Source organism: Stomatobaculum sp. F0698 (assembly GCF_030644385.1).
GTDB lineage: Bacteria > Bacillota > Clostridia > Lachnospirales > Lachnospiraceae > Moryella.
The window spans coordinates 1,726,330-1,737,613 of record NZ_CP130060.1 but is presented as its reverse complement, the minus strand read 5'-3'; the positions used below and the strand labels follow the sequence as shown (position 1 = coordinate 1,737,613).

The 11,284-nt window shown below is 56.2% G+C and carries 9 protein-coding genes; 5 read left to right on the top strand and 4 right to left on the bottom strand.

The annotated features are described in order from the left end of the window. Positions 1–123 precede the first annotated feature (123 nt). Both QU660_RS07930 and ybaK read right to left on the bottom strand, forming a co-directional pair. The gene (locus QU660_RS07930; protein WP_304945986.1) at positions 124–2,679 is read right to left on the bottom strand and encodes a transglycosylase domain-containing protein; all 2,556 of its coding nucleotides are present in this window, start codon (positions 2,677–2,679) and stop codon (positions 124–126) included. Positions 2,680–2,699: 20 nt separating this feature from the next. Then, positions 2,700–3,179 carry a Cys-tRNA(Pro) deacylase gene (ybaK, locus tag QU660_RS07925; protein ID WP_304945985.1) on the bottom strand — a complete coding sequence of 160 codons (480 nt, stop codon included), beginning with the start codon at positions 3,177–3,179 and terminating at the stop codon, positions 2,700–2,702. 120 nt (positions 3,180–3,299) lie between these two features. Between ybaK and QU660_RS07920 the strand changes: the two genes are divergently transcribed. The 3 genes from QU660_RS07920 to dnaB are packed head-to-tail and all read left to right on the top strand — an operon-like array spanning position 3,300 to position 7,089. Further along, on the top strand, positions 3,300–5,300 hold the full coding sequence (locus QU660_RS07920; protein WP_304945984.1) for a DHH family phosphoesterase: 2,001 nt from the start codon (positions 3,300–3,302) through the stop codon (positions 5,298–5,300). Then, positions 5,300–5,749 (top strand): 50S ribosomal protein L9, encoded by a 450-nt coding sequence (gene rplI / locus QU660_RS07915; RefSeq protein ID WP_304945983.1) that lies wholly within the window; start codon positions 5,300–5,302, stop codon positions 5,747–5,749. Before QU660_RS07920 ends, rplI begins: the two co-directional genes overlap by 1 nt. After that, positions 5,746–7,089, top strand: a complete 1,344-nt coding sequence (gene dnaB, locus QU660_RS07910) for a replicative DNA helicase (RefSeq protein ID WP_304945982.1) — start codon at positions 5,746–5,748, stop codon at positions 7,087–7,089. Before rplI ends, dnaB begins: the two co-directional genes overlap by 4 nt. 128 nt (positions 7,090–7,217) lie before the next feature. Here dnaB and QU660_RS07905 read toward each other — a convergent pair whose 3' ends face one another. After that, positions 7,218–7,388: a DUF362 domain-containing protein gene (locus QU660_RS07905; RefSeq protein ID WP_304945981.1), complete on the bottom strand. Its 171-nt coding sequence runs from the start codon at positions 7,386–7,388 to the stop codon at positions 7,218–7,220. Positions 7,389–7,555: 167 nt separating this feature from the next. Then, the gene (locus QU660_RS07900) at positions 7,556–8,278 is read right to left on the bottom strand and encodes an adaptor protein MecA (RefSeq protein ID WP_304945980.1); all 723 of its coding nucleotides are present in this window, start codon (positions 8,276–8,278) and stop codon (positions 7,556–7,558) included. A 532-nt stretch (positions 8,279–8,810) separates the two neighbouring features. On the opposite strand from QU660_RS07900, the gene QU660_RS07895 reads away from it, so the two are divergent. Both QU660_RS07895 and QU660_RS07890 read left to right on the top strand, forming a co-directional pair. Then, entirely contained in the window at positions 8,811–10,550 is a 1,740-nt protein-coding gene (locus QU660_RS07895) for a glycosyl hydrolase family 18 protein (RefSeq protein ID WP_304945979.1), read from the top strand. Continuing rightward, the gene (locus tag QU660_RS07890) at positions 10,547–11,284 is read left to right on the top strand and encodes an ECF transporter S component (protein WP_304945978.1); all 738 of its coding nucleotides are present in this window, start codon (positions 10,547–10,549) and stop codon (positions 11,282–11,284) included. The genes QU660_RS07895 and QU660_RS07890 overlap by 4 nt, the downstream gene beginning before the upstream one ends.

Below are 11,284 nucleotides of genomic sequence, written 5' to 3'. Positions count from 1 at the left end.
CTTGCGGTGCGCAGGAAAAGCAGCGACAGCGCCGAAAAACAAAAGAACCTACACAAAAATCCCTGCTTTGCCGCAATCGGCAGAGCAGGGATTTTTCTGATTTCTATTCGGCGGTGAAAGCCGTCAGTGCACACCCGGGCGGGGAATTACCTGGCCGTCGCTGCCGGGACTGTCCAGTCCGGCGCCGGGGCCCTTGGTCTCGGCCGCGGAAGTGTGGAGCTGTCCGCCGGGGCCGTTTACATTGGCGTTCGGCGCACTGACGGTAGGTGCCGGTTCCGCGACCGTGGTCTCGGCGTGCGTGCGGCGAGCGGTCGTCTCCTGCGGGGAGCTTTCGCTTGCCGTCGTGGTTTCGCGGGTATGTTCGCGCGTATATTCGCGGGGATTAACACCCGGACCGCCGTTTACCCCGGTCACACCGGTGGCCGCCGTGACGTGGGCGGAGGTCTCGTAGTTCTCAAGACTCTCGATTTCTTCCGAACTCTCTTCGACGGAGCTGGTCTCGCTCGGGAGTTCATCGTCCTCAATCACGCGGTTTGCGTTCGGGTCCGCCACGGAGGTGCCGTGTGCATTCTCATAGGCGCTCCGCGCGCTGCTGTCAATCGCGGTGTTAAAGAGGTCCTTCTCGCCGGTGTTGTAGTCGACGCGTTCGCCGGTGGAACTCTTGAAGTAGGCAAGTTCCACTGTATCCGGGCGAACCCAATCCTTTTCCGGCAGATCTTCGTGGATGTCGGTCATGACATTCTTCCAGATTCTTCCGGAGACGGTCGCGCCGTAGATGCCGGGCATGGCGCGCGGCGTATCGTAGCCGACCCAGACCGCGGCGGTGTAATAGCGGGTGTAGCCGCAGAACCATGTGTCCTTTGAGTCGTTTGCGGTACCGGTCTTACCGGCTGCCTGCTGTCCGTCAATGTCCAGGCCGCGGCCGGTGCCGTAGGACTTGTCCATGGTGCCCTTTAAGATATCCGTGATCATGTAGGCCGTGCCCTCGGTGTAGACCTGGGTCTGCCTGGTTGTGATCGGAATCACTTCCTGCTCGGTTCGCTCGTAAATCACGGAGCGGAGGCAGGTTTTGTCGTCGTAGACACCCATGTTCGCGAGGGTCGAAAAGCCCTTGGCCATATCGACCACGCGGGTGCCGTAGGTGAAGCCGCCGATCGAGACCGCGGCTGCGGTGCTGTCCTGCCAGGAGAGGGAGGAGAACTCCATCTTGCCGAGGTAGGAGAGACCGGTTTTTACATCAATCTTCTGGAGCAGCTGCCAAGCCACCGTATTGAGTGAGCGGTTCAGCGCCTCGCGCAGCGTGACGGAACCGCGGTAGCCGCCGCCGGAATTCTTCGGGCCACCCGCAAACTCGTGGTCTTCAATGACGTAGGAAGGATAGAAGTATCCGGTCTCAAAGGCGGGCGCGTAGTCGAGCAGGGGCTTAATCGTGGAGCCCGGCTGACGGCGCGCAAGGAAGCCGCGGTTGTAGGCATCGTCCGTGCCGCGACCGCCGACAATTGCGACCACGGCATTGCTCGCGTTGTCGATGATGACACCGGCGCCCTGCAACGCGTACTTGCCGTTCTCCTGCTTTTCGTCGGAGCGGTCATCGAGCGTATCGTCGATGCGCTTCTGGAGCTTGCGCTGAATGTCGGAGTCTATGGTCGTGTAAATCTTATAGCCGCCTGCGCGAATTTTCTCGCTCTTATCCCCGTAGAGCTCGCGGTACTCGGCCTGATACTTCTCGTACTCGTCCTTGTTCTTGAAGGTGTACTTGAACTTGAAGCCGTCGTTCTTCATGAGCTGCAGCGCCGTACAGTAGATGGCGTAGCTGGTCTGGTAGTTCTCCGTCGACGCTGCCGTGACGGTCTGCGGTGCGATTTCAAGCGGTTTATCCTGATATTCCTTGAGCTCTTCCGCGGTAATCTCGCCCTGTTTGTAGAGGCTGTTCAGGACCTCGTTTCGCTTGCGGAGAGAGTTCTTCGGGTGGTTGATCGGCTCATAACTCGCGGGGCGGTTGCTGATGCCCACCAGGACCGCGGCCTCCCAAGGCTCCAGATCCTTTGCGCTCTTGTCAAAGTAGTAGCGGCTCGCGGCCTCCACGCCGTAACAGCCGTGGGCGTAGTAATTGCCGTTACAGTAGAACTCCATGATTTTTTCTTTGCCGAATTTCTTTTCGAGCTGCGGCGCAAGCAAAATCTCGGTAATCTTACGCTTGAGCGAGCGTTCCTGCGTGAGATAGGTGTTCTTAATGACCTGTTGGGTGATGGTGGAGCCGCCCTGGGTCACGCGGCGGTGTTTCACATAGGAGACGCCGGCGCGGAGTATGGCCATCCAGTCCCAGCCGTGGTGCGAGTAAAAGCGCCTGTCCTCCTGGGCGATGTAGGCCTTTTTAATCCAGGGGCTTATGTCATCGGTGCTCACATAGACATAGCGATGCCCGGAGCTGATGACGCCGATCTGCTTGTCGTCCTTGTCGAAGATCTCCGTATCCGTCACGAGGCGGAAATCGTCCTCGGACATGTGCTGGTAGGTCTCGTAGGCGTGTTGCTGAATGGACTGGAGATCCGGGAAGACCTTGAAGAAGACAAAGCCGACCGCAGCGAAGATGAGTATCATGAGGCCAAGCAGGATACTCTTCAGGACGCGGACTACAATATGGGCTTTCTTCTTGCGTTTTCGTGACTTAAGTGCCATGTGTTTACCTCTCTGTGCGCTCACTCCGTGAGTGCGGCATACGAAAAGCGTATCATTTTGCCGAGCACCTCGGTGCTGAGTTCCACCTGATAGCCGCGCTTTCCGGCAGAGAGGATGATGTGTTCGAACTTCTCTGCGCTCTCATCGACGACGGTCGGGAAGAACTTTTTCATTCCGATCGGCGAGCAACCGCCGTGCACATAGCCCGTGAGCGGGAGCAGTTCCCGTTGCGGAAGCATGGCGACGGATTTTTCGCCGACTGCCTTGGCGGCACTTTTCAGGGAGAGTGAAGCGGGGCCCGGAATGACGAAGACATAGTGCTGACCGGATTTTCCGACCGTGACCAGCGTTTTAAACACCTGAGCCGGATTCTGGCCGAGATATGCGGCGACCTCCTCAGCGCTGACAGCCTCCTCCGGCGGGTAAGTATGTTCGACATAAGCGAGCTTTTTGCCGTCTAAAAGGCGGCACACATTGGTTTTTTCATTGTTTTTTGACATACGTTTACTATAGCACAGGCCCTGTTCCTTGTATAGAAGCGCAAAATGCCGGAATGACGGCATGGCGTTCCTATGCTATAATCGTAACTACATATCTGCATTTATATGAAAGGAGGAGGGATGAAAGAGGAAAGAAAAGCGCAGGAAAAATTGCGGAATTATCTCAGATGGCCCATATTTCCCGCCGTGCTTTCCATATTGATGGCGGTTTTGATTTGCGTCGCAAACTGGGAGACCGGCCTGCTGGTATTTCTCCTGGCCCTGATTTGCGGCGGTATTTGCCTAAGGCTCTATGCCGTCTCCGGCGCGGAGATAAACCGCGCGATGATCGGCTTTTCCGCGGCAACGGACAGTATGCAGGCGCGGCTTGCCGAAAATCTGGACCTCTGCTATGCGCTGCTGGATCGCAGCGGTGCTTTTTCGTATCAGAATACGGCGATGACGGCTTTGCTCGCGGCACAACATAAAAATCCCCGCCGACTGGATGAGCTGTTTCCGGAACTCAATCCGGAAGAGCTCGCGAAAATTACGGAGAGCGCGGACTACCATTTAAGCCTCGGTGAACTTCGGCTCCGCGTGCGGCTGGTGCGGGAGAAACTCGGCAATGACAAGGTCTTTGCACTCTATTTCTACGATGAGACCGCACTCCTTAAACTTCGCGAGGAGGAGGAGAGCCGGCGACTCACGGCCGGACTTTTGTACCTCGACAACTACGAGGAGGCCATGGAGAGCGTCGACGATGTGCGTAGGCCTCTGCTCACGGCCATGATAGACCGGAAGATTGTCCGCTACTTTGACGGCATGCAGGCCATCATGAAGAAACTCGAGAAAGACAAGTATTTCTTCGTGATCGAGCGGCGCTATCTCATGGAGCTCTACGAAACCCAGTTTGATATCCTGGAACAGGTTAAGACCGTGAACATCGGCAACGAGATGCGTATCACGCTCTCCATCGGCATCGGTGACGGCGGCGGCACCTACGCGCAGTGCTATGACTTTGCGCGCCAGGCCATCGATATGGCGCTGGGACGCGGCGGCGATCAGGCCGTTGTGAAAGACGGAGAGAACATTCACTACTTCGGCGGCAAGACGAACTCGAAGGAAAAGACCACCCGCGTCAAGGCGCGAGTCAAAGCCCATGCCTTCCGCGAACTCATCGAGAATAAGGATAGGCTCCTCATCATGGGGCACAAGCTCATGGACATCGATTCGCTCGGTGCGGCGGTCGGTATTTGGCGCATCGCGGCGACCATGGGGAAAGAGGCGCACATTGTCTCTTCCGCAGTCAACAATGCGATACGGCCCATGCTGGCGCGCTTCCAAAACGGCGACTACCCGGAGGATATGTTCATTCCGGAGGAGAAGGCCCTGCAGCTACTGGATGAGGGTACCGTCCTTGTGGTCGTGGACACGAACCGTCCTTCCATGGTCGAAGGCCCGAGACTTTTGGATGCCGCAAAGACCATCGTGGTGCTGGACCACCACAGACAGAGCCAGGATTCCATCCGGAATGCCCAGCTCTCCTATGTCGAAACCTATGCCTCCAGCGCCTGCGAGATGGTCGCGGAGGTCGTGCAGTACATTTCGGATGAGGTCAAGATACGGGCGGTCGAGGCGGATGCCATGTACGCCGGCATCGTGATCGATACCCACAATTTCCAGAATCAGACCGGTGTGCGCACCTTTGAGGCGGCGGCCTTCCTTCGGCGTAACGGCGCCGATGTGACGCGCGTCCGCAAGTTGTTCCGCGAGAAGCTGGATGACTACCGCGCAAAGAGCGAGGCCATTCACAATGCGGAGATTTACCGCGAGCACTTTGCGCTGAGCTTTTGCGATGCGGAGGGTCTGGAAAGCCCGACCGTGGTCGGCGCGCAGGCGGCAAACGATCTGCTCGACGTAATCGGCGTGAAGGCGAGTGTTGTGGCGACCACCTTCCGCGAGAAGGTGTTCCTCTCGGCGCGCGCCATTGACGAGGTCAATGTGCAGGTCATGATGGAGAAGCTCGGCGGCGGCGGTCACAGAACCATAGCCGGTGCCCAGCTCGCCAATATCACGCAGGAAGAAGCGATGGACCAAGTCAAACAGGTCATCGATGAGATGCTTTTGAAAGGAGAAATCTAATGAAGGTTGTTTTACTGCAGGATGTGAAGTCGCTCGGCAAGGCCGGCGATTTGGTGGAGGTCTCTGAGGGTTACGCAAGAAACTTTCTGCTGCCGAAGAAGCTCGGCGCAGCGGCGACGGCGGAGAATCTGAACAGCCTCAAGTTAAAGAAGGCGAATGAGGCAAAGATCGCCGCAGAGCAGCTCGCGGAGGCAAAGGCACTCGCGGCAAAAATCGAGGCGGGCGCGGTGACCGTGTACATCAAGGGCGGCGAGAACGGAAAGACCTACGGCTCCGTCTCGACCAAGGAGCTCGCGGAGGCGGTGAAGGAGCAGCTGGGCCTGGAGCTCGACAAGAAGAAGATAGCGCTCGCGGAGCCCCTCAAGAACTTCGGAAGCTATGAGACCGTGGTCAAGTTGCACCGCGAAGTACAGGCGAAGCTCAAGGTCACTGTGGCGGAAGAAAAATGACCGACGATGTCCAAAATGTCCTAAAGCGCGTGATGCCGCACAGCGAGGAGGGAGAGCGCTCCATCCTCGGTGCGGTTTTCGTGGACCAGGGAAGTCTTGCCGTCGCGCTGGAGCACTGCAGCGCGGCGGATTTTTATTCCCGCCCCTACGGCACGGTTTTTGCCTGCATGGCGGAACTCTTCAACGAGGGCAAGCCCGTCGACATTTTGACGGTGAAGGAAAAGCTGAAGACCAAGGAAGTACCGCCGGATGTGCAGAGCCTCGACTTTCTGCGCGAGATTGCGCAGAGTGAGGCGACCGCCGCCAACATACGGGAATACGCAAAGATAGTCCGCGCCAAGGCAGTCAAGCGGAAGTTGATTCAGGCGAGCGAGGAAATCGCGAACAGCTGCTACGCGGACAGTCAGGAAGTGGAGGATCTTCTGCAGGAAACCGAGGACAAGATGTTCCGCATTCTCCAACAGCGCAGTGCGGCCGAGTTTACGCCGATTGATGAGATTACCCTGAATGTCCTCAACCGGATTCAGACCGCCTATCAGAACGGCGCGGAGGTGACCGGCATTTCTACCGGTTTTATAGACCTCGACCGGAAGTTAAGCGGTCTGCAGCCCTCCGATCTCGTGCTGATTGCGGCACGTCCCTCCATGGGTAAGACGGCCTTCGTGCTGAATATCGTGGAGCACGCCGCGGTGCGAAACGGGCTCTCCTGCATGATATTCTCGCTCGAGATGAGCAAGGAACAGCTGGTCAACCGTATCCTCTCGATGGAATCCAGTGTCGACGCGCAGAAAATGCGGAACGGCGATCTCTCGAGCAGTGATTTCGGCAACATCATAGAGGCGGCCGCACGCATTGCCGAGAGCAAAAATCTGGTGATCGATGACACGGCGGGCATCGGCATCGGCGAGCTTCGGAGTAAGTGCCGCAAGCAGAAACTCGAGCACGGGGTGGATCTTGTGATCATCGACTACTTGCAGCTCATGAGCGGCAGCGGAAAGTCCGGCGAGAACCGCCAGCAGGAAATCTCCGACATCTCCCGCAACTTAAAGGCCCTGGCCCGCGAGCTGCAGGCACCTGTCGTTGCGCTCTCGCAGCTCTCCCGCGCGGTGGAGCAGCGCCCGGACCACAGACCCATGCTCTCGGACCTCCGAGAGTCCGGCGCCATCGAGCAGGATGCGGACGTGGTAATGTTCCTGTACCGCGACGACTACTACAACAAGGACACGGAACACCCGAACGAGGCCGAGGTCATCATCGCAAAGCAGCGTAACGGCCCCATCGGCACGGTGAGCCTGGTCTGGAAGCCGGATACCACGCGCTTTGTCAATATGGCGCGCTGAGTCGCGAATTTTAAAAACGCCCGTTCTTTCCGAATCATCGGGAAGAACGGGCGTTTCTTGTTTCGTCCTATGCGGCAACGTAGATGCAAAAAGCTCCGGGCATAAGCCCGGAGCTTTTTAACTGTGATTTAAGCCTCAGCGATTGCGCCGACAGGACATACTGCCTCGCAAGCACCGCAATCGATGCAACCAGCCTCGTCAATCACATACTGGGTGTCTCCCTGGGAGATCACACCGACGGGACATTCACCGGCGCAGCTGCCACAGCTGACGCAAGCATCAGAAATTCTGCGTGCCATAATTACTTCCTCCTTGATTCATCTAAGACGACAGCATCTTTGCTGTTTCCCATATCTTAAACGAAACAAGGACTAAATTCAAGCGCGGAACACTGTGAAACTTGCACTTTTAGGGGTACACGATGAACTATTTGTTGTGATTAACTAACAATACTTAAGGCTGCCTATCAGAGCTTTGCGAGTGAATTCAGCACGTCCTTTGCGAGGACGCTGCGATAGTGCTCCGCAAAGTATGCGGCGCGGCCTGTCGTCAGGAAAAGCGGCTCGGCGTACTCGCTCAGACGGTTACAGAGCGCCGCAAAGAGCGCGGGCGTCTCGGTTTCGGCCTTGACGGTCAGAATATAGTAGCCGCTCTTCTGATCCCGGTAGAGGGCCTCGCTCGCAATTTCCGGCGTGCTGCGTACCGCATGCGCGGCCGCAATCACGGCATTCAAGTTCGGAAAGCGGAAGCCGCGGATATGCGCCTCCGGCGCGTCGGTTTTGTTCTCGTTCGTCATAGTCTCACTGCCGTACGGCGGCGGGTAAGGCGGAACGGCCCCCTTATTCTCGAGTTCCTGTAAGAGATCCTCGATGCCGTGGCGCTCGTCGTAGTCTCCGTCGAGCGGCGGTACAAAGCGCGAAAAACGCGCATCCAATTCCTCCGGATCATCTACTTTTGTAATCAATACCTGAATGCTGTCATCCGAGAGCGGTATGGACTCTACGCGGAGCGGCATGTTATCGACTTCAAAGCCCAATTCAGAGGAAGCCCGTTGCATCATCTCCCGAAGAAGCTGTCGTGCTTTCTGGCTGCCGTAGGCGAGCTCACCGAGCTCCATATTGCGCTCAATCAAGTCAAAACCGGACAGGGTGCAGCTGATCTGGTATTCGCTGACGCGTTCTAGTTTCATGGACTTCACCTCCTTCTGTTTTGTTAATGCATAATACAACGGAATTGCTGCTTTGGCAATTGAAGAATATGTGTCCTGTTGCTATACTGAACTCGGATGGAGAACAGGAGGATGGTCTCGAATCTTGTCCCCCAAGACAGATGTTTCACTTCTCAACCGGTGGCGTTCTTGCTGCCGCACTGCGCGCATCCGCGCGGTGTATTTCCAGAAAAATGCAATTTCAATCCGGAGCTGTCCGGCGCTTTTTGTGCGCGCGAAGTAAGCCATCCGTCTCGTGCGGCAGAGGGCGGCAACCCGCGGAATTCGCAATTCCGACTCAATGTCACGGAGCATGGGTCAATATCTGTGTGCTGCCGAGCCTGCAAGTTTGCAGCACGGCGACAGTGCGCTTGTCACGGAGCGCGCTGTCGCTTTTTTGTTTGTCTTAACACACAGCACATTGTTTTATGATATACTGTTTCGGAATTATTTTTGTCTCTCTTCCTAATTAAATGAGATTGCAAGCGTATTTTGCGCATAGAGGAGGATTATCTTGGAAGAAAAAGAAAAGCTGAAGGAGACGGAGCCGGTAAAGCGTGTGAGCGAGAGCCGCAGGCGGAGCCGGAAGCGGGGCGGGAAGCTGCCTTTTTTACCCCTTCTTCTTGTCTTGTTACTCGGCGCGCTGATTTTTGTGCTTTGGTATCAGCGCTTCGGGCCGAGCCGCGTGCACATCGGCGAGGCAGAGCTCTTCGGTGCTTCGGGGGATGAAGTCGCCGTAATCTACAACTATGAACTCCAAAAAGAGAAGGCCGAGATGCAGAACGGCAGTGTCTATCTGCCCCTGACCCTTGTGAAGCGGGAGATGAATCAGCGCTTCTACTGGGATCGGGACGAAAAGCTCATTGTCTATGCGGCACCGACGGGGGTTCGGAAGTTTACGGCCGAGGAAAAAGATACCGAGGGCAAGGCGCTCTTTTACACGGAGAATCAGGAACTCTATCTCTCCCTGCCCTTGCTCCGTGAGTTTACGGATGTCCGTGTCGAGAGCTATTTGGACGGCAACGTGAAGCGCGTTTTCATTGCGCCCTCTCCGGAGAGCGACGAAGTGCGGGCGGCAAAGCATAAGCTTGCCCTGAGAAGCAGAGCGAGCGTGCGCGGCAGCATTGTCACCGAAGTGCAGAAAAACGAGGCGCTCCGGGTAATTCCGGATCACGAAGGCGCGACGACGGATACGACACGGTGGACCCGCGTGAAGACCGAGAGCGGTTTTACCGGCTATGTGCAGCTTAAAAATCTCCGCGCGGCCGAAAACGTCCCTTATACGAGTACCTTCACCAAGCAGGAGTACCCGAGCCTTTCTCTCGGCGAAAAGGTGCTTCTCGGCTTTCACCTGGTCTCCAACCAGGCAGCCAATAAGGGCCTCGGCACGCTCGCGCAAAATGCAAGCGGGATGAATGTCGTTGTGCCGACCTGGTTTTCTCTCCGCGGCAATGAGGGCGATTACCAGAACTTTGCGGATCGCGCCTATGTCGAAGAGGCGCATGAGAAGGGGCTCAAGGTGTTTGCCCTTCTCGATAACTTTGATAAGACGGTCACAACGGGCGAGCTCCTCAAAAAGACCTCGGTGCGCGAAAAGCTGATACAGTCCCTGATTTCGGATGCGGATCTCTACGGTTACGACGGCATCAATGTGGACCTTGAGCTTATCAAAGAAGAGGCCATAGAGCAGTATCTCGAGTTTATCCGAGAACTTTCGCTTGCCTGCCATGAAAAGCAACTGTATTTGACGGTGGATGTGCCGAATCCCGCGAGCTTTAACCTCTATTACGACAGAAAGGAGCTCGGGGTTTTCTGTGACTATGTGATCAACATGGGCTACGATGAGCACACAAAGGGAGATGAGCCCGGCAGCACGGCGTCGCTCGGCTTTGTGACAACGGGACTCGATATGAGTCTCGCGGAAGTGCCCGCGGAGAAATTAATTCAGGCCGTGCCCTTCTACACGCGGCTCTGGACCGAGGATAAAAACGGTAAGGTGAGCAGCGAGGCGCTCGGCATGAAGGGGGCAAAGGAGTGGGTCGATAAAAACCAGGTCGGTCTCAATTACGACGAGACCCTCGGCCAGAACTACGGACAGCGCTCCAACAACGGGAGCCTGCAGCTGATTTGGATGGAAGACGCAAAGTCCATGCAGACCAGAATGGATGTTATAAAAAGCAAAGCGATTGCGGGTGTCGCGGTATGGCGCCTGGGACTTGAAACAGACGATGTATGGGAGATCATCAAGCAATGAGCGGAAATTTAGGACAGAAAATTGCGGAAAATTTGATTTTTGTCGGAGAGTTTTTATTGGTCGTGTTTCTCTGCTTCTTTGTCGCCTACGTGATTGAGAAGCGCGTTCAGCAGCGGCAGCGGCAGAGAGAGCGCATTCTGAATACGAGAAAGATGGCCATGATAGGCCTCTTCTCGGCGGTGGCGGCCGTACTCATGATGTTTGAGGTGCCGGTGCCCTTTGCTCCGCCCTTTTATAAAATAGACCTCTCGGAGCTCCCGATTTTAATTTTGAGCTTTGCCTACGGTCCGGTTGCGGGCGTGATGGCGGAGTTTGTGAAGATCTTGCTGAAGCTTGTGTTTAAGTCCACCTCGACCGCCTTTGTCGGCGAGCTCGCAAACTTTGCGGTTGGCTGTGCGCTGGTGCTTCCGGCAGGTATCTTTTATCTCGAAAAGAAGACAAAGCGCCAGGCTTTTGTGGCCTGCGCACTTGGCGTGATTTGCATGACAGTCTTCGGTTCCTTCTTCAATGCGGTCTATCTGCTCCCGAAGTTTGCGGAGCTCTACGGCATGCCGCTTGACACCATTGTGCAGATGGGAAGCAAGGTGAACCCGCGCATTGTGAGCGTTGAGACTATGGCGCTCTATGCGGTTGCCCCGCTGAACTTCTTAAAGGGCGGCATTGATATGCTGCTGACCGTATTGCTCTACAAGCGCTTAAGCCATGTGCTGAAAGAGCAGGAAGGACGGCGCTGA

Excerpts from the sequence above, each read along its gene's own strand:
- QU660_RS07930 (WP_304945986.1), bottom strand. The coding sequence starts at position 2,679 with ATGGCACTTAAGTCACGAAAACGCAAGAAGAAAGCCCATATTGTAGTC.
- ybaK (WP_304945985.1), bottom strand. The coding sequence starts at position 3,179 with ATGTCAAAAAACAATGAAAAAACCAATGTGTGCCGCCTTTTAGACGGC.
- QU660_RS07920 (WP_304945984.1), top strand. The coding sequence starts at position 3,300 with ATGAAAGAGGAAAGAAAAGCGCAGGAAAAATTGCGGAATTATCTCAGA.
- rplI (WP_304945983.1), top strand. The coding sequence starts at position 5,300 with ATGAAGGTTGTTTTACTGCAGGATGTGAAGTCGCTCGGCAAGGCCGGC.
- dnaB (WP_304945982.1), top strand. The coding sequence starts at position 5,746 with ATGACCGACGATGTCCAAAATGTCCTAAAGCGCGTGATGCCGCACAGC.
- QU660_RS07905 (WP_304945981.1), bottom strand. The coding sequence starts at position 7,388 with ATGGCACGCAGAATTTCTGATGCTTGCGTCAGCTGTGGCAGCTGCGCC.
- QU660_RS07900 (WP_304945980.1), bottom strand. The coding sequence starts at position 8,278 with ATGAAACTAGAACGCGTCAGCGAATACCAGATCAGCTGCACCCTGTCC.
- QU660_RS07890 (WP_304945978.1), top strand. The coding sequence starts at position 10,547 with ATGAGCGGAAATTTAGGACAGAAAATTGCGGAAAATTTGATTTTTGTC.